Source organism: Nonomuraea mesophila, assembly GCF_004352805.1.
In the GTDB taxonomy this organism is placed as follows: Bacteria; Actinomycetota; Actinomycetes; order Streptosporangiales; family Streptosporangiaceae; genus Nonomuraea; species Nonomuraea longispora.
Genome location: NZ_SMLD01000158.1, coordinates 1 through 22,179, shown reverse-complemented (window position 1 = coordinate 22,179; position 22,179 = coordinate 1). Strand labels below are relative to the sequence as shown.

The following is a 22,179-nucleotide window of genomic DNA, read 5'->3' as shown; positions in this document are numbered from 1 at the left end:
CGGCCGCGGCGCCTCGTCGACGGCGCGGGCGATGGCGGCGGGATCGTGCCAGGGCGCGGGCGCGTCGAAGACGAACCCGTCGAGCACCGCCGCCAGCCGCTCCCGCGAGGCGGTCTGCGCGAACGTGCGCCACGTCTCGGTCGGCAGCAGCGTCAGGTTGCGCGTGGTGCCGGCGGAGTCGGCCAGCCGCCCGGCGGCCCGGCGCGAGGCGTCGCTGTAGGCGTAGATCGCCGCGCGCAGGTCGGTGCAGACCCGGTCGAGCTCCGGCCAGCGGGTCAGGATCGTGCCGTGCAGCCCCTGCGCGCGCCGCGCGATCTCCTCGGTGCCCCACAGCTTGGGGGCCTGCTCGCGCAACTCCTCGATGGTGCCCATGGTGAGCGTGATCAGCTCGAGCGCCCACAGCCGGAACGCCCGCGTCAGGTTGACGGCGCTCTGCCCGGCATCCTCCATCGTGGTGCGCGGATCGGCGACGTTGAGGTCCTCGAGCGCCAGCAGCCGGTGCATCTCCGACTGGCCGCCGTCGTCCATCATCCGCCGGATGAACATCAGCCCGACCACACTGGTGAACGACGCCCGGTAACGCAGCTGGTTGGGCTTGGGGAACACCTCGCGGATCGCCCCGAGCCCCTTGAGCACCCGCAGCCGGTTGTCGAAGTGGTCGGTGGGAAAGGCCCGGCAGGCGAAGCGCATCTGCTCGTGCGTCAGCCACTCCTCGCCCGCCTCGGCGAACGCGGCGAACAACGTCTCGGCGATGTCGACCAGGACCGGATCGTCGACCACCGCCCCGCTGTCGCGGGCCAGCGCGGCGAACATGCGGCGGTAGGTCGACAGGACGGCCTCGTCGGTGAGCACCGCGTCGAGGGTCAGAGGCTGTTCAGGCACGGGGACTAAGGTACGGCTTCGCGCCGACACTCTCCGCCGTCTCCCGGCGAACCCATGCCCGTACCAGCGAGTACATACACGCAGGCGACAACTGAGCGCTAGGGTGATGCCCGGTAAGGCGGGGGCAAAACGCTCTGTAAGTGTGCATACGGGGTGAGTTAGCGGTGCGGACGCGCATGCTCCGAGGCGATCGGGGCACGGCGGTTGTCGCCTCCGTGGTGGCCATGGCCCTGGTCGCGGCGGCGGCCTGGTTCGGCGTGGGCGTGTCCAGCGCCACGCCCAAGCTGGCCGACGTCGGCGCGTGGCTGTGGACCAAGGCCAAAGGCCGGATCGTGTACGTCAACGGTCTGTCCGGAGAGGTCGACGGCTATCTCGACCACCAGGCGGGCCGTCAGCTGCGTGTCGTGCAGGACGGCGGCAACGTGCTGCTCGTCGACGACCGCACCGGACACGTCAGCCGCGTCGAGCCCAGCCGGCTCAGCGTCGAGCAGACCCGCGACTTCGGCGCGGCCGGGACACAACTGGCCGTGTCCGGCACGGTGGGATACGCCGTCGATCCGGCCTCCGGACAGATCCAGCAGATCGACCCGGTCACGCTCGGCTCCGTCGGCGCTCCCCTCACCCTGCCGGCGCCGCTCGGGCCCGCCCGCATCGACGGCGGCGGCCGGCCGTGGGTACCGGTGATCGCCAAGGGCGAGGTGGTGCCGGTGTCGCAGGGCGTCGCGGCGACCCCGGTCAAGGTCGGCGAGCCGGGCGAGGAACTGTCGGTCACGATCGCCGGCGGCCTGCCCGTCGTGGTCAACACCCGCGCCGCCACCGCCACGATCATCGGCTCGGACGGCGGCGTGGGCGAGATCACCCTGCCCAACGACGTCGCCAGGGCCGCCAAGGGAGGCGCGCTCACCCCGGCCGGGACGGAGGGCCCGCTGGTCCCGGTGCTCTCGGCCGCCGGCTCGGGGCTGCTCGTGGTGATCGACACCGGGTCCAACGCGGTGCTCAGCACCAAGTTCGCCGCCGGCGACCCCGCCAAGCTCGGCGTGCCGCAGATCCTCGGCTCCAAGGTGTACGTGCCCGACGAGAGCACCGGCGCGCTGATCGTCTGGGACAGCGCCGCCGGGGGACGGCCCACCACGCTCCAGGTGGCCCAGCGGCCCGGCCCGGTGGACGTGTTCGTCAAGGACGGCCTGCTCTGGGCGAACGACGAGAACGGCGACAAGGCCGTCGTCATCGACCCCGAGGGCCGCAAGCACGACATCGACAAGGCCGACTCCGACGTACCCGGCCCGACCAGCACTCCCAGGCCGAAGACGCCGCGTCCCGAGCCGACGCGCAGCGACACCCGCCCCGACCCGGCCCAGACGACCGGCACAGACCCCGGCCCCACCCGGACGCGGGCGGACCCGCCGACGTCCGGGCCGACGTCCGGGCCGACGTCCGGGCCGACCCGCGAGCCCGGCAAGAACGCCCGGTCCCCGAGACCCACGCCCAGCGCGCCGTCCGCCCCCGGCGCCGTGAGCGCCAGGTCGGGGCCCGGCAAGGTGACGGTGAGCTTCAGCCCGTCCACCGGCGGCAAGGTCGAGCGGTACCCGTTGAAGGCGTCGGGCGGCGGCGGCTCCGTACCCGACTCGGTGGACGCCGGCGGGCCCTACCGGTTCGAGTTCACCGGCGGCGACTGCGCGGACGAGTACACGTTCGTGGTCGTCGCGCACGGGGAGGGCGGCGAGGTCGAGTCGGAGCCGAGCGCGGGGGTGAGGCCGTGCGTGGCGCCCGGCTCGCCGTCCGGGTTCACCGCCAAGGCCAGGAACCGGGGCGCCGCACTGAGCTGGACCGCGCCCGCGAACGCCGGCGAAGGCGTCACCTACGAGCTGACCGGCGCCGCGACCGGCCGCGTCACCGGCACGTCGCACACCGTGGACGGGCTGAGGAACGACCAGAAGCACACGTTCACGCTCAAGGCCAGGAACGCGGCGGGGGAGAGCCCGGAGGCGGTCACGACCGAGGTCGACCTCGCCTACCCGAAGCGCTCCTACAAGAACGCCAACAACGACCAGACCAACTCCAAGATCAACTCGTGTCCCACGGGCGGTTGCCAGATCGGGAAGATCGAGAAGGGCAAATACCTGAACCTGACGGTGATCTGCCAGGTCAGGGGCAAGTCGGTGACCGAGGATCAGACGGGGGAGACCAGCGACATCTGGGACAGGATCGAATGGAACGGAGGCACCGCCTACATCAGTGACACCCTGATGGCCACGCCGCGCGGGGGGTTCCCCGCCGCGCCGCTCTACGAGTGCACCGACTGAGAAGGGGACTCAGTTGACCCAGTACAACCAGCAGAACCAGATCGAACAGGCGGTGCAGCCGTACCATCAGCCGCAACAGCACCAGCCGCCACAGCAACCGGCCCAGCTCGCCGGTCAGTTCGCGCAGCGTTTCCAGCTGCTCGCCGGCAACATCGAACGCATCATCCGGGGCAAGCACGAGGCCATCGAGCTGGCCCTGATCTGCCTGTTCTCCGAGGGGCACCTGCTCGTCGAGGACGTGCCGGGCACCGGCAAGACCACGCTCGCCCGGTGCGTCGCCGCCAGCGTGGACGCCGAGTGGCGGCGCATCCAGTTCACCCCCGACCTGCTGCCCAGCGACATCACCGGCGTGTCGATCTTCAACCAGGCGCACCAGAAGTTCGAGTTCCACCACGGGCCCGTCTTCGCGAACATCGTGCTCGCCGACGAGATCAACCGGGCCTCGCCCAAGACCCAGGCCGCGCTGCTGGAGGTCATGGAGGAGCGCAGGGTCACGGTGGACGCCGAGCCGCATCCGGTGCCACGGCCGTTCCTGGTGGTGGCCACGCAGAACCCGGTCGACATGGACGGCACGTACCCGCTGCCCGAGGCCCAGCTCGACCGGTTCCTGATGAAGATCTCCGTCGGCTACCCCGACCACGTCTCCGAGGTCGAGGTGCTCAAGGGCATGCCGACAGGGCCGCAGGTCGAGCGGCTGCCCGTCGTGGCTCGGGCGTCCGACGTGTCCGGAATGATCGACTTCGCCTCGCGCGTCCACGTGGCCGACCCCGTCTACGACTACATCGTGGCGGTGTGCGCCGCCACCCGCACCAGCCCGCACCTGCGGCTCGGCGCCAGCCCCCGTGGCAGCCTCGCGCTGCTGCGCGCGGCCAGGGTCAAGGCCGCCGCCGCCGGACGCCACTACGTCGTGCCCGAGGACGTCAAGGCGCTGGCCGTACCGGTGCTCGCACACCGCCTGATCCTCACGCCCGAGGCGGAGCTGCGCGGCGTCACCACCGCGGCGGCGCTCGGCGAGATCCTCGCCGGGATGCCGGTGCCGCAGGCGGCGTAGGAGCCGGCCGTGCTCACCCCGCTGGGCTGGGGCACGCTCGCCGGGTCCGTGCTGCTGTACGCGGCGGGGTTCGCGCTCGGCTGCCCGGAGCCCGTCGTGCTCGCCACCGGCGGGCTGCTCGCGCTGGGCTCCGCGCTCGCGTGGACCGCTCCTAAGCCCAGGCTGGAGGTCCACCGCGAGGTCACGCCGCTCAAGGTGGCGCGCGGGGACGCCGCCGTCGCCGTGCTGAGCGTGACCAACCTCGGCCGCCGCGGCCTGTCCGGGCTGCGCGCCCAGGACCGCATCGGCGCGTCGGAGCACACCGTCGACCTGCCCAGGCTGGCACGGAACGGCCGGCGCACGATCTCGTACCCGCTGCCCACGGACGTGCGCGGCGAGATCCCCGTCGGGCCGCTGCGCCTCGTGCGCGCCGACCCGTTCGGCCTCACGCGCCGCGTCAGGGAGTACGGCGGCCACGCCACCCTCCTCGTGCGCCCCCGCACCGTCGCGCTCGCCGTCCCGCCGTCCGGCAGGGCGCACACACGGCGGCGTCGACCGAGTCGAAGGGCGCCTACTGGCACGTCAGCAAGCTGCACGGCGGCACCAGGGTGAGCCGGCTCTGGGTGACCAGGCAGGGCCGGGCGTGGATCGCCGAGGAGGGTGAGATCAAGCGCGTCACCGGCCGGTCGCCGTTCAGCATGGCCGGGCGCGACCTGACGTACCAGCAGATCCAGGCCCTGCCGTCCGACGCCGCGGCGCTGCGCGAGCGGGTGGCCGCGATGCTGCCCGCCGGGTCGGAGGGGTTGCTGGCCGACGCGCTCAGCGGCCTGCTGTGGACCAAGCCGTCCCCGCCGAGGGTCCGCGCGGCCGCCTACCGGGCGCTCGCCGATCTGCCAGAGGTCCGCTACCTCGGCGCGCGGCAGGACGAGCGGGGGCGCGCCGGAGAGGCGTTCTCCTTCGCCCTGCCCTCCTGCGTCGAACGGACCCTGATCATCGACCCGGCCACCTCGCAGGTGCTGTCCTGCTCGGACGGCGGCCACGACGGCCGCCACGAGATCGTGCTCACCGCGGGCTGGACCGACCGGGGGCCGGACCTCCCCTGAGCCCCTTCCCAGCCTTCATCGGCGCGGCGCGCTGGTCCCGCGCGCCCCTCTCACAGGAGCCACGACGTGTTCCGGCGTGCCCGCACCACCTCAGGCAGGGCCATCTGCCTGAGTGACCAGTTCCCGGCGATCAAGGTGGAGGAGGTGATGCGCGGGCGGGTCAGGTTCGCCGGGCAACCGGCCGTCGACCTCGGCCCCCACCTCGGCCTCACCTACAGCGCCCACGGCCGGCGCATCCTCGTGGAGGCCGGCTTCCACTCCTACGAGCGCACCGGGTACGCGGAATGGACCCGCTCACCGCAGGCGCACAACGTACCGGTCGTCTCAGCACCCTTCCGCCCCGGCCCCGCCACGCGCCTGGTGAGCTCCGCGATCGGGCCGTCCCGCCAGTCCTTCGAACTGGCCGACGACGCCTACGGGGTGCGCAGGACCCGGCGCGTCCAGGTCAGCCACCGCCCGGACCTGATGGCCGTGCACGACTCCGTGCCCCCGGACGCCTCCCTGCGCAGCCTCTGGCACTTCGACCCGTCGCTCAGGATCGTGTCCCGGAGCGAGGGGACGGTCGTGCTCGGTGACGGGGACTTCCGGGTGACGCTGCTGCCGTTCCCCGCCCGACGGTCAGGCCGTGCGGCCGGGACTGATCTCACTCGGTTACCTGCGTACGTCGGAGGTCGTCACCGTGCTGTCCGGCGAGGCGGCGCGCGTACTGACCGTGATCGTGCCCGGCGTCGCGGAGCCTCCGCTGTCGCGTTCGGACGGTTCGCTGACCGTGCGCACGCCCGGCGGCCCCGTCCCCCTTCGGCCGCCGTACACCATGGATCGGGCCGTTTTCGGCACGCACAGTGTGACCGATGTTTTACTATGAGTGTGCGATCGCAGGTCGGAAGGGTCGCAGCCCGGGTAAGCCCTCGGGCGCTCCTCCACCCTCCGGTCCGCAGTCGGCGCCTCCTCTCTCTCCGGCGCCGGATCGCCCACTGCTCGGGCTCACCCCCGCGGGGGTGAGCCCGCTGCGCGTTTCCCGCTCGCTCAGTCGAACATCTCGTGGAGGGTTTGTGCGGTGGCGGCGCGGGTGATCCACGTTTCCAGCCGGCCGAGGTCGGTGCAGGAGGTGATCGTGTCCCGGGTGTCCTGCGGGACGTCGAAGCCGCGAGCGGCCAGGACGAGCAGCACCGACCTGGCAGCTTCCTCCGCCTTGCCCGCCGTCCGACCTTCTGCCTCGCCTTCTGTCTTTCCCTCTGCCTTTCCTTCGGATCTGCCTTCTTCGCGGCCGCGGCCGTAGTGTTCGCGGGCGAAGGGGCTGAAGACGGGCCAGTCGGTGGATGTCATGATTTCCTCCATGAGGCGCCGGATCTCGGGCGCGGCCATGCTGTAGGCGTATTCATAGTACTTCGGAGCGTGTTCGTTGCAGGTGCCGGCGAGCGCTGTGGCGAAGGCTTCGACGACTTTGGGGTCGCGGCCGTGGACCATGACGGACATGGCGGCCATGTCCAGTTGGTCGGCGGCGTGCTGGGGGTCGTTGATGGCGGGGATGCCGTCGGGGCCGAGAGCCCATGCCTGGAAGCGGTAGCCGGTCAGTCCGGGGTCGATGGCTTGTGCGTAGTGGTCGGCGACGCCCTGGTCGGCGGATATGACGAGCACGGTGACGTCGCATTTGAGCATCAGCCACAGTGATGCGGCGTACCGGGCCAGTTGGTGGCGCTCTTTGTTCTTGTCCTGCTGAATTTCCACGATGACAGCGTGGGCGGGGCTTGGTGTGGGTCCGAGGGTGAGGACTACGTCGGCCTCGATGTCGTCGGAGGGGCGGGTGTTGAAGGTGGTCTTCTCGATCTGGACAAGAGTGGTGTAGGGGAGGTTCACGCCCATGAGGTCGCGCAAGATGTCGACCACCAGGGAGGGGCGGTCGTGAAACAGCTTGACGAGGGTGTCATGTCGGGGAGACGGCATGGACTGATTGTCACATGATGAACACGGAAAGTGGCGAGATTCTGGAAACTAGGTCTGGCACCCCATTGGGGTTATAGTGGGGGCATGCCTAAGATCAACGTGTACCTTCCCGACGATCTCGCCGAAGCCGTCAAAGCGGCCGGTGTCCCGGTGTCGGCCATCTGCCAGCGCGCCCTGGAGCAGGCGGTGCGCCGGGTGACCGCCATCAGGGAGATGGCCTTGATCCCTCAGGACGTCGACCAGCCGAGCGGAGCGCTCGCCCACCTCACGCCGAGGACCCGCGTCGTGGTGGTCAAGCTGGCCCAGGAGGCGGCCAAGGCCGACGGCGCCGCGAGCGTCGGCACCGAACACCTGCTCGCCGGCATGCTCAACGAGGGCTCCAACCTGGCACTGCACGTGCTGCGCGCCATGGACATCGACCCGGAGCAGGTCGGGCGCGACCTGTCCCGGCACCGGCCGGCCCAGCGGCCCGAGAGCACCCCGGACGGCGACCCGCCCATGGCGCTGGGCACGGAGGCCGCCAACGCCCTGGAGTTCACCGTCACCGAGGCCACCTCGCTCGGCCACAACTACGTCGGCTGCGAGCACCTCCTGCTGGGCCTCGTCGCCGAGCCCGACGGGGTGGCGGGCCAGGTCCTGCGCGGGCTGGGCGCCGAGCCCCGGCTCACCCGGCGCGCGGTGGTGGCGGCCCTGGCGGGGTACGTGCACCTGCGCGGAGAGGCCCAGCAGGGTGCCGCGGCGGCCCAGGCCGGAGAGACCCAGCAGGGAGCCCCGGCGGCCCAGGCCGGTCAGGCGGCGGGGGAGTCCGCCGTGCAGGCGAGGCTGGCGGCCGCGATCCGTCAGGAGCTCCAGCCGTTCGTCCATCGCCTCGAACGTCTGGAAGAACGCCTGGAAGAACGCCTCGGCCCGGACACCTGAGGCGCGCGCGTGATCGCCACCGGCCGGCGGCGTGCTCGCGCCGTGCTACGCGCCGCCATCGTCACCGTGGTCGTGGTCGGCATCGTGATCGCGGCCACGTGGTGAGCGCGGCGACGGCGGGCGCCGGACGGATCGTGGGGCGGGTTCGGGCGGTACGGGTTGCTTGCCACTGAGTTTGGCCGGCCTCGGCCGTGCCTGCGATCATGAATCGCGGTACTCGGAAGGCAATGAGCCCGGCATTGTCCAGAAAGGACCTTGATGTCCACCGATCTGTTCGGCGTACGCGTCCTCGATCTCGACCACGAGCGGCGACGTGTGCGCTTCCGGGTCTTCGTCGTCTACTACGAGCCGTCCTGGGGAACGGACGACCTGCTGCCGAACGACCCGAGCTTCTTCTTCCGGCTGCTATGGGAAGGCGCGGACGGCATACGTGGTCACAACTACGGGCCGCTGGCCGACCTGGTCGGGGTCGATGAGTTCTGCGACGAGGCGTGGGTCGTCCGCCACACCCGTCTGTTCGTCTCGGGCGTGCACCGCGTGACCACCCGTAATCACCCCCTCGACAGCGACGCCTGGGACCGCCTGGCGATGTTCTACTACGTGCGTGACGGACGCTGGCGGGACGAGGACCTGCTCGCCCAGGGTGACTACGACGTCGAGGTCACCGACCCGCGCTGGCTGGCCCCGCTGCGGCTCGGCCAGAGCTGGGGCACCGGGAGCTACGAGAGCGAGGCTGCGGAGGCGATCGACGTCGAGACGGCGTACGCCGCTCCGGCCGCGGGCGGAGACACGCGCGCCGCCTTCGTCCTCGGCTGGTTCCGCCAGGAAGCGGGCGACGTCGCCGGCGCTGTCGAGGCCTACCGGCTGGCGGCCGGCACACAGGACCCGGACGAACGGGTGAAAGCGCTGCTCTACCTGGGGAACCTGCACGCCGAGCAGGGCGACTCGCAGGCGGCCCGTGCGGCGTACGAGGAGGTCGTCGCCTGCCAGGGCGTCTCGCCCAACGGGGCCAGGCGACATGTCTCCCGGGCGGCACTCAGGCTCGGCGCCCTCCTGCGGGGGAGCGGTGCGGAGGAGGAGGCGCAGTCCGCGTTCACGCTCGCCGAACAGCTGGGCGACGTCGACCTCATCCGGGAGGCTCGCCGGCTGGCCGGCACCGAGACCTGGGCCGAGCGAACCTGCCGCGCCCTTCGGGACCAGGATCAGGACGCCTCGCTGCGGGCGCTCACCGGGGCCTGCGGGTCCGCCGCGGTGGCGCGGTTCGGAACGGAGCTGGCGGGACGGCGGTTCGATCGCGCCCGAGCCGCGTTGGCCCGGCTCACCGAATCCGCCGACCTGGAGTGCGCCGCCGTTTTCGGCCTCGACCTCGCGGCCGTGTGGACGCGAGAGAACGACGACGAGGCCGTGGACAAGGTCATCGACGGGGTGGTGGCGACCGGCAGGGCGGCCGAGGGATACCGCCGGGCCCTCGCCGAGGGCCTCATCGACGCCGTGTCCGGAGGCACGTCCCGCTCGGAGCGGGTCGTCTTCAAGCTTCTGCGCCTGCTGCAGGACAATGACGACCTCGACGGCGTCGCCCGGCTGGTGCCGACGGCCGAACAGGCGCACCCGAGAGCGGCGGCGAAGGCCTGCCACTTCCTCGGCATCGCCCACAAGAAGCGCGAGGACCTCCAGGCGGCCGCCGAATGGCTGCGGCGCGGAGCCGCTCTCACCGAGCCCGACGAGGACGCGGCGGCGAGGCCCGCGTACGACCTCGGCGTCGTCCGCGTGGAACAGCGCGACCTGAACGGCGCTTGCGCGGCGTTCAGCCAGGCGGAGAAGGGATTCGTCTACCTCGGTGACCGTGTGCGGGCGGCGCTGAGCCTGGCGGGGCTGCTGGACGGGCAGGGCGAACGTGTCGCGGCGGGCGCGGCCCGGACGCGGGCCGCGTTCTACCAGGCACGGCTCGACCTCGGGAGCGTCGAGGGCGCTCGGTGGTCGATCCGCAGGCTCGGGGATCTGCTCGCCGAGGCCGGCGAGGAGGAGGCGGCGCGGACGGCGTACGAACTGGCGGGCGAAACGCGGGAGCCGAGCACCGAGCCGGGAGCCGAGACGTGCGCCGCCTACCACTACGCCGGCTGGAGCATGGCCGAGGGCTCCAGGGAACCGGCGCGCACCATGCTCCGGACGATCGCCGTAGGCGCCGGACCGCACGCGGCGCAGGCAGCGGCCGTTCTCGGCGAGGCCGCGCTTTGACGGGTCCGGCGTCGTGCGGGCCGGCCGACGGCTCGCACGCCGACGCTGATGGAGGTCGCGCAGAATGCCAGATTCTCAGAGCCAGTCGCGGCGTTTGAAGACGGTGTGGAGCACCAGGCAGACCACCGCCATGAGCAGGATGGCGAACGGATAACCGAAGGCCCAGTGGGTCTCGGGCATGACATCGAAGTTCATCCCGTAGATGGTGCCGACCAGGGTCGGAGCGAAGAGGATGGCGGCCCAGGCGGAGATCTTCTTGACCTCCTCACCCTGCCTGATGCTCGCCTCCGTCATCCGCGCCATCTCCTCGTTCTGCGCCTGGGTGACGAGCGTCGAGTTGACGATGAGGATGTTCTGCAACATCTGCCGGAAGGCCGAGATGCGCTCGGCCACCGTGATGGCGTGGTCGGCCACGTCACGGAGATAGCTTTCGAGTTCGCCGGTCACCCCGTATTTCGCCGCTCCCGCGATGAACCCGTGGATCATCCCGACCAGCGGCGCGGTGGCCCGCTGGAACTCGATCACCTCGCCTGACAGCTCGTAGACGCGGCGCGAGACCGAGGGGTCGCCGCCGAAGACCTGCACCTCGATCTCCTCGATGTCCTTCTGCAGCCCGGCCACGACCGGCGCGTAGCCGTCGACGACGGCGTCGAGGATGGCGTAGAGCACGGCCTGCGGTCCCTGCCGGAGCAGGTCGGGGTCGGACTCCATGCGGTGGCGTACGCCGTGCAGGTCGGGCGCCTCCGCATGGCGTACGGTGATCACGAAGTTGGGGCCGACGAAGACGTGCAGTTCCCCGAACGCGACCTCCTCCACGTCGTCGAGGTAGCGTGCGGCCCGCAGCACCACGAAGAGGGTGTCGCCGTAACGGTCGGCCTTGGGCCGCTGGGAGCCGACGATGGCGTCCTCCAGCGCCAGCTCGTGCAGCTCGAACTCCTCGCCGAGCTTGACCAGCTCCCAGCCCTTCGGCCGGTAGAGGCCGATCCAGGCCATGCTGCCCGGCTCCTGCTTGAGGCGTTCGAAGGCGTCGGCGAGCGAGCCGGGGTTGTCGACGCGCTCGCCGTCGCGGTAGATCGCGTTGTCGATGACGGTGGGCCGGTAGGGCGGCTCCTCAGAGGCGCGCGGGTCCATGGACAGCTCGGGCGCCTCCTCGCGCGTGTCCGGGCCGCGCCTCAACCCTCTGACCCTGGCCATGCCTCCTGTGTCCCTCCCGACGTCAAGCGGGCCGCAAGTCGTCGAGCTGCTGCGCCGCCCGGTCCCTGATGGACTCGCGCCACATGGGGGTCCAGCCGAACAGCAGCCCGTGCGGCCTGCCGAGCGCCATCTTCGACCAGCGTCTGAAGTCGAACTCGTCGTGATGGCGCACGATCAGGCCGTCCTCGAACCTGAACAGCGCGTCGATCTCGTTGACGACCTCGCGCCCCGTGCGCGCGAAGGTGTAGCGGGCCGTCCAGTGGGCGGTGCCGGTGTGGTCGTCCGCCGTCACGTCGCAGTAGGCGGACTGCAGCCCATCGCGGACGCCGAGCTGCAGCCGCCACATCCGCATGACCCTTTCGCGACCCTCCACCTCAAGGAAGATGGGGTCGCCGAAGCTGACGTCGGGGTGGTAGCAGCTCTCCATGGCCGCGAAGTCGGCCCGCCCCAGAGCGTCGTAGAAGGCGCTGATCAGCGCCACGTGCCGATCGTTCACTGTCCTATCAGATCATGTCCGCGCCGTTGTCCCAGCACACGGCCCTGAGCCAGGCCTCGCCGAGGCCGAGCCGGGCGAGCGCGCCGAGCTGGTGCGCGTAGGAGTACGGGATGGTCGGGAAATCGGTGCCGAGCACCACCTTCCCCGCCAGGCCGAGGTCAAGCAGCGCGGGCCGCAACCGTGCGGGGAACGGCATCCCGTGTTCGGCGAAGTCGGTGAACGCCATCGTGGTGTCCAGCGCGACCCGTTCGTGGCGGGCGGCCAGCGCGAAGAACGGGTCGTACTCCGGCATGCCCAGGTGCGCGATCACCAGCCGGAGCCCCGGGTGGCGGCGCAGCACCTCGCCGATCGGCTCCGCGCCGACGTGGCCGCCGGGGACCGGCACGGAGCTGGCGTGGGTCACCACCGGCACCCCGGCCTCGGCCAGCAGCCCCCACACCGCGTCCAGCTCGGGGACCCGCGGGTCGAACCCGCCGACCTGCAGGTGCACCTTGAAGATCCGTACGCCGTCCGCGAGCGCCCGGCGCACGTAGTCCACGACCCCAGGCTCGGGGTAGAAGGTCGCCGAGGGGAGGCATCCGGGTGTACGGCGGGCGAAGTCCAGCGTCCAGGCGTTGAGATCGCGGGCCATGCCGGGTTTGTGGGCGTAGGCCAGGGCGGGGAACGCACGCACGCCCATCTCCCTCAGCCGGGCCACCCGCTCCTCCACCGGCCACTCGTACTCGATCTTCCAGCCGTCGCCCACCAGCGGGCCGCCGTGGCGGAAGTGGTGCCAGACCCGCCGCTGCATGCGTTCGGGCAGGAAGTGGACGTGCAGGTCGATGAGGCCGGGCAGGCCGAGGCCACGCCACCAGTCCGGCACCTCAGCGTCAGAATCTCGTTCTGTGGCCACGGGACAGACTTTACCTGGATAGTGTTCTTCCTCGATGGACAAGTTCTGGGCCCACCTGATCGATGTTCAGCCTGACCCCGACCCCTGGGTCGTGGGGGTCTCGGCTCTCGCCGCGTTCGTGATCGTCGGCTTCCGCCTGCCCTGGCAGCTGTCCAGGGGGCTGATCACCATCGCCCACGAGGGCGGCCACGCGCTGATGGCGCTGCTCACCCGGCGCAAGCTCGAAGGCATCCGCCTGCACTCCGACACCTCGGGCGTGACCCTGACGAGGGGCAGGCCCACCGGGCCTGGCATGGTGCTGACCGCGCTGGCCGGCTATCTGGCGCCCTCGCTGCTGGGCCTGGCCGCGGCCTGGCTGACCGAGCAGGGCCGCATCACGCTGCTGATCTGGGTGGTGCTGCTGTTCCTGGTCTGCATGCTCCTGCTCATCCGCAACCTGTACGGCGCCCTGATCCTGCTGGCCACGGGCGGCGCCGTCTTCGCCCTGATCATGTACGCGCCGTCGGAGGTGCAACAGGTCGTCGCCCTGGTCGCGGTGTGGTTCCTGTTGTTCGGCGGCATCCGGCCGATCATCGAGCTGCAGCGCAAGCGGCACCGGCGCCAGGCCCGTGACTCCGACGCCGACCAGCTGGCCAGGCTGACGATCCTGCCCGGCGGGTTCTACGTGTTCTTCTTCCTCCTGGTGTCGCTGGCGTCGGTGGCCTTCGGTGCATACCTCATGAATCCCCTCTAGGTGCGCATTTCCCCACTAAACTCGCCTGCGAGCTCGGGGAACAGGGGGTGCCGTGCCGGCAGTCGAGGACGCACCGGGCTACCGCGTGCTCGATGAGGCGGGCCGGGGCGGGTTCGCCGTCGTCTACCGCGCCTACCAGGAACGCCTCGACCGGATCGTGGCCCTCAAGGCGCTGTCCGTCGACCGGGTCGACCAGCGCACCATGCGCCGTTTCCAGCGGGAGCTGCAGCTCACCGGCCGCCTGACCGGCCACCCCAACGTCGTGACCGTCTTCGACACCGGTGTGACGCGCTCCGGCAAGCCGTACATCGCGATGGACTTCTTCGAGCACGGTTCACTGCGCGACAAGATCCGCAGGCAGGGCCCGCTGACCGTGCAGGACATGCTGCGCACCGGCGTCAAGCTGGCCGGCGCGCTGGCCGCCGTGCACGAGGCGGGCGTCCTGCACGGCGACATCAAGCCGCAGAACATCCTCGTCTCCCGCTACGGCGAGCCCGCCATCGCCGACTTCGGCGTGGCCAGGGTCGTCGACAACGCGGAGGCCTCGGCCGCCTCGCAGGCGTTCACCCCGCTGCACGCCGCCCCCGAGGTGCTCACCGGCGCGCCGCACTCCGTCCCGACCGACATCTACTCGCTGGGCTCGACCCTCTACCACCTGCTGGCCGGTCAGCCCGCCTTCCACAACGCGACGGACCCGTCGATCGCGCCGCTGATGTACCGCGTGCTCAGCGTCGAACCGCCGCCTCTCGGTCGCGCCGACGTGCCGCCGCCGCTGTTCGAGACGATCCTGCGGGCGATGCGCAAAGACCCCGAGGCCCGGTACGCCTCCGCACGCGAGCTCGCGCGGCGGTTGCAGCAGGTGCAGGGCGAGCTCGGTCTGCCGGTGACGGACCTGGTGGGCCAGGACCCCGGGCCGGAGCCGGGGATGTCCACGGTGCCGCACCCCCGCCACGACCCGCACGCGACAGGTCCGGCCCGCCCTGTCACGACCGGCCCGCCTGCCGGTCTGCCTGCCGGTCTGCCTGCCGGTCTGCCTGCCGGTGTGTGCCTGCAGGGACGCAGGCCGGGATGCAGCCTGGGACGCCTGCCGGCCCGCCTGCAGGTGTGCCTGCCGGGTCGCCGGGCGGGTCAGGAGTTCCGGCGCGGCCGTCGCGGACGTCGAGGAACGTGCTGATCGGCGCCGGGGTCGCCGTCATCGCGGCCGGCGGCACGGCGCTGGCGGTGCACCTGTCGCTCCAGCAGAGCCCGCCACCACGTACGACCACCCAGCCGCCCGCGTCCCAGCAGGGCACCGGAGATCCCGAGCACATCGACGAGCGGGACGTGGCGGCGCTGGCCCCGCGCGGCCTGAAGGTGACGGCGGACCAGGGCGCGCTGGTGCGGCTGCGGTGGGCGCTGCCCGCCGGCGCCCGCCGCTATCCCGTCGTGCTGCAGCGGTCGCCGGTGAAGGACGGGGAGCAGCGCATCACCGCGCTCGCCCAGGGTGCCACGTCGGCCCGCGTCGCGGGCCTCGACCCGGACACCGGCTACTGCTTCGTGGTCGGCGTGCCCCTGCGCATCGCGCAGTCGTCGACAGTGGCCTGGTCGAAGCCGATGTGCATCAGAGGCGCGGTGGCGCGCTCAACCGAGTAGCTTGCGCGCCGCCTGCTCGATCTCCTCCTCCGACAGCAGCACGTGGTCGGCCGCCCTGCCCAGCGGGACGAAGCTGTCGGACGAGGTGACCCGGGCGATCGACCCGGTGAACCCGGCGTCGAGCAGCTCGGCCACGACGCCCTCCGAGACGCCTCCCGAATGCCGGGTCTCGTCGGCGACCAGCACTTTGCCGGTCAGCTCCGCGGCCCGCAGCAGGTCCTCCATCGGCAGCGGCGCGAGCCAGCGCAGGTCGAGCACGCGGCAGCCGTAACCCTCCTGGGTGAGCCGGACCGCGGCGCGCAGGCTTATCCGCACCCCGTTGCCGAACGTCACGATCGTCAGGTCGCGCCCGTCGCCGTAGGAGCGGGCCCGCCCGATGGGAACGTGCGTCTCGGCCCAGCGCCCGGGCGGCGCGTAGGGCGCGAGCCAGCCTCCGTCGCCCTCCTCGAACAGGTCACGCGTGTGGTAGAGGGCGATCGGCTCCAGGTAGACGCAGACCGACCCGGACGTGCGGGCTGCCGCGAGACAGGTGCGCAACATCGCCGAGGCGTCGTCGGGGCGCGACGGCGAGGCGATGACCAGCCCCGGGATGTCGCGCAGCGCGGCCACCGCGTTGTCGTTGTGGAAGTGGCCGCCGAACCCCTTCTGGTAGGCGTAGCCGGCCACCCGGACCACCATCGGGTTGGTGTAGGAGCCCCGGGAGAAGAACGACAGCGTGGCGGCCTCGCCGCGGATCTGGTCGAGCGCGTTGTGCAGGTAGGCGAGGTATTGGATCTCGGGCACCGGCAGCATCCCCGACACGCCGGCCCCCAGGGCCAGCCCGAGCACGGCCTGCTCGTCGAGCAGTGTGTCGAACACCCGCCCTGACCCGAACCGCTTCTGCAGCCCTCTGGTCACGCCGTAGACGCCGCCCTTCTTGGCGACGTCCTCGCCGAACACCGTCAGCTCCGGGTAGACGGTCAGCGCGTCGGCGAGCGTGCGGTTGATGGCCTGGCACAACGTCAGCGGCTGGTCGTTCTCCGGCAGCGACCCGGCGAACGCCTTCTCCCTGGCCTCGGCGGTGGCCGCCACCGGGCTGATCCTGGCGATCAGCTCGGCGTCGCGCGGCGCGATCGGCTCCATGACCTCGCGGGCCGAGCCGAGCCGAGGGCTGCGCGTCGTCTCCATCGCCATGCGCAGCACGTGCTCGCGCGCGGACTCGTACGTGGTGAGCAGCCCTTCAGGGCTCTCCAGCCCGGCCTCGACGAGCAGCGCCGCCGTCCGCAGCAGCGGGTCGCGCGCGAGGTCGGCCTTGATCTCGCGCTGGGTGCGGTAGGCCGACTCGACGTCGGAGCCCGCGTGCCCCATGAGCCGCACGGTCGACAGGTGCAGGAACGCGGGGGAGCGGTGCTCGCGTACGTGCTCGGCGGCGCGTACGGCCACGTCGTAGGCCTGCGCCAGATCGCAGCCGTCGGCGGAGAAGTATTCGATGCCCGGGCGCCGCGCGGCCGCCTCCACCCACCCCTTGGGCGTGCGGACGCTGATGCCGATGCCGTTGTCCTCGCACACGAACAGCAGGGGCAGCGCCTGGCCCTGGTAGGTCGCGTAGGAGGCGGTGTTGAAGCCGGACAGGGCGCTGGCGTGGTTGATCGAGGCGTCGCCGAAGCTGCACACCGCGATCGCGTCCTGCGGCCAGGCGGTCCTGACGCCGAGCGCCCGCGCCCGCTCGATCGCGAACGCCACGCCGACGGCTCTGGGCAGATGGCTGGCGATCGTGGAGGTCTGCGGGATGACGGCCAGCTCGGGATGGCCGAACACCTTGTGCCGGCCGCCCGCGATCGGCTCGTCGGCCGCCGCGGTCAGGCCCATCAGCACGTCACGGATGCCCTGTTCGGGCAGCCGCCCGGCCTGCTCGGACCTGGTCAGGTAGAAGGCGCCGGAGCGGTAGTGGAGCAGGGCGGGGTCGCCGGGGCGCAGGGCCGCGGCGACGGCCGCGTTGCCCTCGTGACCGGCGGAGCCGATCGTGTAGTAGCCCTCGTCCTGCGCGCGCAGCCACCGGGCGGCGAGGTCGAGCAGCCGGCTGTCGAGCTGGCGGTGGAACAACGTGCGGCACTGCTCGCCTGTCAGGGCGACGCCGTCGCGGACCGGCCGCCCGGGATCTCGGGCGGGGCCCGGCTCCAGCATCGCCACGGCCTGGGTGAAATGAGTCTCAACTGTGTCGCGCGCCACGCCTCGATTATGTCTTCGTTCGGCGCTGCCGTCTGCCGGACGCCGGGGAGATGTTGTGGACCGGTCCCTTTGACCCCAACTTATGACCGTTTGTCAGAAACCCCACCCTTCACACGCGAAAGCGCGTCTACTGGGGACACACGTGGCACCCTCAATGCCGCGTTGAAACCACTGGGGTATCCAGAAAGGAACCCGCATGTTACAACGCATCCGTGTAGCCGCCGCCCTCGCCACAGCCGTGGCCGCCGGGACGCTCGTCTCGGCCCCCGCCACCGCGACGGCGGCCCAAGCCCCCGCCATCGCCCGGGTGAGCATCAACCCCGGCCCGCCGATCGACGTCTCCAAGGGCGCGGTCAAGGCCACGTTCAGCTTCTACACCAAGGGCGCGGAGAAGGCCGAGTTCACGGTCAAGGCGCCCGGCGACGTCAGCGTCGACACCCCCGTCAGCCTGAAGCCCGCCAAGCGCGGGAACTGGACGAAGTGGACCGGCACCAAGTCCTTCGACGCCAAAGCCGTCGGCAAGTGGGGCTGGAAGGCCTCCGCCGCCGGCGACGGCGACGCGTCCCGCAGCGGTACGTTCGAGGTCGTCAAGAAACTGCTCGACACCAAGATCACCAACTTCGGCGCCCGTCCCGGCCGGGTGGACAAGGGCGACAGGATCCGGGTCTCCGGCCGGCTCCTCGCCGGCGGCAAGGGCTACTCCGGCCAGTCCGTCGCGATCACGTTCCGCGAGCGCGGCGCGGACGCCTACCGCGAGGTCACCAAGGTGACGACCCGCCGCGGCGGCTGGTTCAGCGCCCGCGTCCGCGCCGACTCCACCGGCTGGTGGCGGGCCCAGTTCGCGGCCACGTCCGCCGCCGAGGCGTCGGTCAGCGACTCCGACCGGGTCAACGTCAAGCGCTCCAGGCTCGACAGCCGGATCTCCCGCTTCGACGCCCGTCCCGAACCGGTGGAGAAGGGCGACAAGCTGCGCCTGTCCGGCTCCCTGCGGATCGAGGACCGCGGCCGCGTGTCCGGGCAGCGGGTGGAGATCTTCTTCAAGGCCGCCGGCTCCGACCGGTGGACGTACGTCACGAGCGACAGGACCAGCCGCCACGGCCGCTTCCACGCCTCCGCCACCGCGCGGAGCTCGGGCTGGTGGCGTGCCGAGTACGACGGCGCCCGCGGCGTCAAGGGCACGGTCAGTCGCCCGGACTACGTGACCGTCAAGCCGCCGCCCGCGAAGGCGGACACGCGGCTGATCGCGGTCAACGCCTACCCCGAGCCGGTCAAGCGGGGCTCGTACCTGAGGATCAGGGGCCTGCTGCAGATCGACGACGACGGCTCGTGGGAAGGCCACTCCGGCCGGGTGTCGCTGTACTTCAAGCCGCTCGGCTCGCGCACGTGGCAGTACGTGAAGTCGACCCGGGCCGGCGACAGCGGCCGCCTGTTCACCACGGCCAAGGCATGGCGGTCCGGTCACTGGAGGTTCGTCTTCCGCGGTGACGACGACGCGTACGGCGACACCAGCGGCGCGGACTACGTCCGCGTGAGACGCTGAGCGCCTGAGCGCAGAGGAGCGGCCCCGGGCACACCGCCCGGGGCCGCACCCGTTCCGGCCTAGTTGGGCTGCTGGCCGGTCAGCTTGGCGTCGATGCGGACCAGGAGAGCCTTGATGTCCGCGATCTCACTGTCAACGGTGTCGAATCGCCGGTCGACGGCCTTGAACTGCTCGTCCACGGCCTCGAATCGCTTGTCCACTGCTTCGAACCGCTCGTCCACGGCCTCGAACCGGTCGTCCACGGCCTTGAACCGGTCGTCGATCTCGCGGGCCTGCTTGCCCATGAACGCCTCGAGACGGTCGAACCGGGCCTCGTGCGAGTCGAGCCGCTGGTAGATCTTGTCGATCTGCAGCTCCATCCGCGCGGCCTTGGCGTTCACGACGGCGAAGTTGTCCGCCATCTCCGTCCTGACGTTCTGAATCTGGTCGTCGAGATCGTTGAGGCGGTCGTCCACGTTCGTGAAGCGGGTGGTCGCCTCCTCGCGGAACTTCTCGAGCCTGTTGAGGACGTTCTGTCCTACGACGTCCACGCGGTCGTGCAGCGAGGTGAAGCGTTCGGCGACGCTGGTGCCAGGCATGCCGCTGAATGTACCGTGCTCGAGCGCCGTGACGCGGGTCTCCAGGTCACGAACCTGCTCGGAAAGATCCAGCATCGCATGAACTCCTTTCGGGGGGAGGGTCGGGAGGCGCGCGCGCATAGGGAAAGCTACCCTCCGTGACGGGTCGAGCGCAGCCGGATACGAAAACCAGTCCTAGTCGGCCCGTCTGAACTGGGCGATGCCCACGCCCAGCAGCGCCGCCCCGAGCGCGGCCACGACGCCCAGCTCCAGCAGCACGGGCACCTGCTCGCCGAACCACGTCACCCCCGGGTTGAGCACCGCGTTCGCCTCGGCGGGCACGTCCAGGTGGGAGAAGACCGCCTGCCGCATCGGGTCCACCGCGTACGTCATCGGGTTGACCACGGTCAGCACGTGCAGCCACGACGGCAGGTTGGCCAGCGGGAACATCGCCCCCGACAGGAACATCATCGGCATGATGGCCATCTGCATCACCCCGAAGAACGACTGCATGTTCTTCATCCGGGCGGCCAGCATCACCCCGAAGGCCGTGATCGTGAACGCGGCGAGGAACATCTCCGCCAGCAGTGTGAGGAACAGCGTCGGGGCGTAGGGCACGCCGACCAGCCCCGCCATGGCGAGGATGACGACGCCCTGCCCGGTGGCCACGAGGGCGCCGCCCAGGCACTTGCCGGCCACGATCGCCCCGCGTGAGACGGGCGCGACCAGCATCTCCCTGAGGAAGCCGAACTCGCGGTCCCACACGATGGACCCTGCGGAGAACATGCCCGTCATGATCACGGTCATGGAGATCATGCCGGGATACATGAACGTGCGGTAGTCGACCCCGGGGATCGCCCCCTGCACCAGCGAGCCGAGCCCCGTACCCATGACGAACAGCCATAACACCGGCTGCATGAGCATCGACAACATGCGGGGGCGATCGTTGACGAACCGCAGCATCTCCCGGTGGAGCACGATCTTGACGGCCCGCAGGTCGTGGCCGGCGCTGCGGGCCGGCACCCGGACACCGACGGTCTCTGTCGCCATCGCTACCGCCTCGCCATCGTGCGCATCCACGACATGTCGTCGCCGCCGGCCTCGGCGTCGCGGATGGTGGAGCCGGTGTAGGACATGAACACGTCGTCGAGCGACGGCCGCGAGACGCTCACCGAGCGGATCGGCATGCCGAGCTCGGCGAACAGCCGGGGCACGAACTCCTCGCCCGACGGCACGGCGAACGTCACCGTGCCCTCGTGCACGGCCGCCTCCAGCCCGAACCGCTCCTGCAGCGCCCCGATCGCCCCGGCGTCGTCGGCGGTCTGGATCTGCACGCGGTCCTTGCCGACGCTGGCCTTGAGCGCCTCGGGGGAGTCGATGACGACGATGTCGCCGTGGTCGATGATGGCGATCCGGTCGCAGTACTCGGCCTCGTCCATGTAGTGCGTCGTCATGAAGATGGTGATGTCCTCCATGAGCCGTAACTGGTTGATGTAGCCCCAGATGGCCGAGCGGGTCTGCGGGTCCAGGCCGACGGTCGGCTCGTCCAGGAACAACACCCGCGGCGAGTGCAGCAGGCCCCTCGCGATCTCCAGCCGCCGCTTCATGCCGCCGGAGAACGTCATCACCTTGGCGTCCTTGCGGTCCCAGAGCGCGACCATCTCCATCACCTGCCGGATCCGGTCGCCGACCAGGCTCTTCGGCACGCCGTACAGCTCCGCGTGGAAGCGCAGGTTGTGCTCGGCGCTCAGGTAGCCGTCGAGGGTGGGGTCCTGGAAGACCAGGCCGATGTTCCTGCGTACCTCGTCACGCTCCTTCACCACGTCGTGCCCCGCGACGGCGGCGCTGCCGCCGGTCGGGTTCACCAGGGTGCAGAGCATGTTGATGGTGGTGGTCTTGCCGGCGCCGTTGGGGCCGAGGAAGCCGAACACCTCGCCGGGCCGCACCTCGAGGTCCACGCCTTTGACGGCGTCGACCTTTCCGTACGACTTCCGCAACCCCCGCACGGCCACCGCCGGGTTCTCGGCCATTCAGCCCTCCGCGAGGATCTGGAAGACGGACCTGCGTGTCCGCTTGATCAACTGCTTGGCCTCCGCCACCTGCCGGTCGCTGCCCGTCCTGGCCAGGTGGGTGAAGGCCTCGGTGAGCTGGGCCCAGAGCACGCGCAGCTCGTGGTGGCCGGCCGGCACGCTGCGGGCGACCTCTTCCCATGGCGCCTCGCCGGCGTGCCGGGCCGCCTGGGGGCGCCCCTGCTCGGTCAGCCGGTACGTGCGGCTCCCGCCTGATTCGTCCCCCGTCACCAGTCCCTCGTCCTCGAGCTGCTGGAGCGCCGGGTAGACCGATCCCGGGCTGGGCCGCCACACGCCGTGGCTGCGCTCCTCGATGTCCTGGATCATCTGGTAGCCGTTCTGCGGCCCCTCGTGGAGGAGGGCGAGCAGGGCCGCTCTGACGTCGCCCCTGCGGATCCTCGGCGGCGGCGTCTCCCACCCGGATCCCGGGGGCGGCGGAGGGG

The 22,179-nt window shown here is 71.1% G+C and carries 21 protein-coding genes and 1 pseudogene; 12 read left to right on the top strand and 10 right to left on the bottom strand.

The window, feature by feature from the left end:
- The coding region (locus E1295_RS38230; protein WP_132638504.1) for a hypothetical protein at nucleotides 1-882 on the bottom strand (882 nt) is incomplete at its 3' end.
- A gap of 176 nt (nucleotides 883-1,058) precedes the next feature.
- Between E1295_RS38230 and E1295_RS38225 the strand changes: the two genes are divergently transcribed.
- The 6 genes and pseudogenes from E1295_RS38225 (at nucleotide 1,059) to E1295_RS51440 (ending at nucleotide 6,183) form a co-directional block, all read left to right on the top strand.
- Nucleotides 1,059-3,185, top strand: a complete 2,127-nt coding sequence (locus E1295_RS38225; protein WP_132638502.1) for a fibronectin type III domain-containing protein — start codon at nucleotides 1,059-1,061, stop codon at nucleotides 3,183-3,185.
- A gap of 13 nt (nucleotides 3,186-3,198) precedes the next feature.
- Entirely contained in the window at nucleotides 3,199-4,236 is a 1,038-nt protein-coding gene (locus tag E1295_RS38220) for an AAA family ATPase (RefSeq protein WP_246080855.1), read from the top strand.
- A gap of 9 nt (nucleotides 4,237-4,245) precedes the next feature.
- Entirely contained in the window at nucleotides 4,246-4,827 is a 582-nt protein-coding gene (locus E1295_RS38215) for a hypothetical protein (protein WP_132638500.1), read from the top strand.
- Entirely contained in the window at nucleotides 4,824-5,318 is a 495-nt protein-coding gene (locus E1295_RS38210) for a hypothetical protein (RefSeq protein WP_132638498.1), read from the top strand. The genes E1295_RS38215 and E1295_RS38210 overlap by 4 nt, the downstream gene beginning before the upstream one ends.
- Before the next feature lie 147 nt (nucleotides 5,319-5,465).
- Nucleotides 5,466-5,885: pseudogene (locus tag E1295_RS52685) on the top strand (heparinase II/III domain-containing protein); the annotation flags it as partial.
- 58 nt (nucleotides 5,886-5,943) lie between these two features.
- Nucleotides 5,944-6,183, top strand: a complete 240-nt coding sequence (locus E1295_RS51440; RefSeq protein WP_246080853.1) for a hypothetical protein — start codon at nucleotides 5,944-5,946, stop codon at nucleotides 6,181-6,183.
- A 161-nt stretch (nucleotides 6,184-6,344) separates the two neighbouring features.
- Here the strand turns inward: E1295_RS51440 and E1295_RS38200 are convergent, their stop codons facing one another.
- Entirely contained in the window at nucleotides 6,345-7,262 is a 918-nt protein-coding gene (locus E1295_RS38200) for an RpnC/YadD family protein (RefSeq protein ID WP_246080852.1), read from the bottom strand.
- 84 nt (nucleotides 7,263-7,346) lie between these two features.
- On the opposite strand from E1295_RS38200, the gene E1295_RS38195 reads away from it, so the two are divergent.
- Nucleotides 7,347-8,180 carry a Clp protease N-terminal domain-containing protein gene (locus E1295_RS38195; RefSeq protein WP_132638494.1) on the top strand — a complete coding sequence of 278 codons (834 nt, stop codon included), beginning with the start codon at nucleotides 7,347-7,349 and terminating at the stop codon, nucleotides 8,178-8,180.
- A 258-nt stretch (nucleotides 8,181-8,438) separates the two neighbouring features.
- Nucleotides 8,439-10,415 carry a hypothetical protein gene (locus tag E1295_RS38190; RefSeq protein ID WP_132638492.1) on the top strand — a complete coding sequence of 659 codons (1,977 nt, stop codon included), beginning with the start codon at nucleotides 8,439-8,441 and terminating at the stop codon, nucleotides 10,413-10,415.
- A 75-nt stretch (nucleotides 10,416-10,490) separates the two neighbouring features.
- Here E1295_RS38190 and E1295_RS38185 read toward each other — a convergent pair whose 3' ends face one another.
- The 3 genes from E1295_RS38185 to E1295_RS38175 are packed head-to-tail and all read right to left on the bottom strand — an operon-like array spanning nucleotide 10,491 to nucleotide 12,997.
- Entirely contained in the window at nucleotides 10,491-11,609 is a 1,119-nt protein-coding gene (locus tag E1295_RS38185; RefSeq protein WP_132638490.1) for a magnesium and cobalt transport protein CorA, read from the bottom strand.
- A gap of 22 nt (nucleotides 11,610-11,631) precedes the next feature.
- Nucleotides 11,632-12,105: a nuclear transport factor 2 family protein gene (locus E1295_RS38180; RefSeq protein ID WP_132638488.1), complete on the bottom strand. Its 474-nt coding sequence runs from the start codon at nucleotides 12,103-12,105 to the stop codon at nucleotides 11,632-11,634.
- A 7-nt stretch (nucleotides 12,106-12,112) separates the two neighbouring features.
- Nucleotides 12,113-12,997, bottom strand: a complete 885-nt coding sequence (locus E1295_RS38175; protein ID WP_246080850.1) for an amidohydrolase family protein — start codon at nucleotides 12,995-12,997, stop codon at nucleotides 12,113-12,115.
- A 34-nt stretch (nucleotides 12,998-13,031) separates the two neighbouring features.
- Here E1295_RS38175 and E1295_RS38170 point away from each other — a divergent pair, with 34 nt between their 5' ends.
- From E1295_RS38170 to E1295_RS38160, 3 genes are read left to right on the top strand one after another with little or no spacing between them, the layout of a single operon-like run.
- On the top strand, nucleotides 13,032-13,730 hold the full coding sequence (locus E1295_RS38170; RefSeq protein WP_132638486.1) for a M50 family metallopeptidase: 699 nt from the start codon (nucleotides 13,032-13,034) through the stop codon (nucleotides 13,728-13,730).
- Nucleotides 13,731-13,782: 52 nt separating this feature from the next.
- Nucleotides 13,783-14,904, top strand: coding sequence for a serine/threonine-protein kinase (locus E1295_RS38165; RefSeq protein WP_166427619.1), 1,122 nt, complete (start codon nucleotides 13,783-13,785; stop codon nucleotides 14,902-14,904).
- Entirely contained in the window at nucleotides 14,898-15,362 is a 465-nt protein-coding gene (locus E1295_RS38160) for a fibronectin type III domain-containing protein (protein WP_132638482.1), read from the top strand. The genes E1295_RS38165 and E1295_RS38160 overlap by 7 nt, the downstream gene beginning before the upstream one ends.
- Here the strand turns inward: E1295_RS38160 and E1295_RS38155 are convergent.
- A complete protein-coding gene (locus E1295_RS38155; protein ID WP_132638480.1) occupies nucleotides 15,351-17,570 on the bottom strand; it encodes a thiamine pyrophosphate-dependent enzyme in 2,220 nt (739 codons plus the stop codon). The two genes, E1295_RS38160 and E1295_RS38155, sit on opposite strands and share 12 nt — an antisense overlap.
- Before the next feature lie 196 nt (nucleotides 17,571-17,766).
- On the opposite strand from E1295_RS38155, the gene E1295_RS38150 reads away from it, so the two are divergent.
- A complete protein-coding gene (locus E1295_RS38150) occupies nucleotides 17,767-19,110 on the top strand; it encodes a hypothetical protein (protein WP_132638478.1) in 1,344 nt (447 codons plus the stop codon).
- A 59-nt stretch (nucleotides 19,111-19,169) separates the two neighbouring features.
- Here E1295_RS38150 and E1295_RS38145 read toward each other — a convergent pair whose 3' ends face one another.
- The 4 genes from E1295_RS38145 to E1295_RS38130 form a co-directional block, all read right to left on the bottom strand.
- Entirely contained in the window at nucleotides 19,170-19,763 is a 594-nt protein-coding gene (locus tag E1295_RS38145; protein ID WP_132638476.1) for a hypothetical protein, read from the bottom strand.
- Between the two features lie 99 nt (nucleotides 19,764-19,862).
- Nucleotides 19,863-20,717, bottom strand: a complete 855-nt coding sequence (locus tag E1295_RS38140; RefSeq protein ID WP_132638474.1) for an ABC transporter permease — start codon at nucleotides 20,715-20,717, stop codon at nucleotides 19,863-19,865.
- Between the two features lie 2 nt (nucleotides 20,718-20,719).
- Nucleotides 20,720-21,697: an ATP-binding cassette domain-containing protein gene (locus E1295_RS38135; protein WP_132638472.1), complete on the bottom strand. Its 978-nt coding sequence runs from the start codon at nucleotides 21,695-21,697 to the stop codon at nucleotides 20,720-20,722.
- Nucleotides 21,698-22,179 (bottom strand): PadR family transcriptional regulator (locus E1295_RS38130; protein ID WP_132638470.1); only part of this gene is annotated, 482 nt, incomplete at its 5' end.

Bases quoted from the DNA above. Each gene is read 5' to 3' on its own strand.
- E1295_RS38225 (WP_132638502.1), top strand. From the start codon at position 1,059: ATGCTCCGAGGCGATCGGGGCACGGCGGTTGTCGCCTCCGTGGTGGCC.
- E1295_RS38200 (WP_246080852.1), bottom strand. From the start codon at position 7,262: ATGCCGTCTCCCCGACATGACACCCTCGTCAAGCTGTTTCACGACCGC.
- E1295_RS38195 (WP_132638494.1), top strand. From the start codon at position 7,347: ATGCCTAAGATCAACGTGTACCTTCCCGACGATCTCGCCGAAGCCGTC.
- E1295_RS38190 (WP_132638492.1), top strand. From the start codon at position 8,439: ATGTCCACCGATCTGTTCGGCGTACGCGTCCTCGATCTCGACCACGAG.
- E1295_RS38185 (WP_132638490.1), bottom strand. From the start codon at position 11,609: ATGGCCAGGGTCAGAGGGTTGAGGCGCGGCCCGGACACGCGCGAGGAG.
- E1295_RS38170 (WP_132638486.1), top strand. From the start codon at position 13,032: ATGGACAAGTTCTGGGCCCACCTGATCGATGTTCAGCCTGACCCCGAC.
- E1295_RS38150 (WP_132638478.1), top strand. From the start codon at position 17,767: ATGTTACAACGCATCCGTGTAGCCGCCGCCCTCGCCACAGCCGTGGCC.
- E1295_RS38145 (WP_132638476.1), bottom strand. From the start codon at position 19,763: ATGCTGGATCTTTCCGAGCAGGTTCGTGACCTGGAGACCCGCGTCACG.
- E1295_RS38140 (WP_132638474.1), bottom strand. From the start codon at position 20,717: ATGGCGACAGAGACCGTCGGTGTCCGGGTGCCGGCCCGCAGCGCCGGC.
- E1295_RS38135 (WP_132638472.1), bottom strand. From the start codon at position 21,697: ATGGCCGAGAACCCGGCGGTGGCCGTGCGGGGGTTGCGGAAGTCGTAC.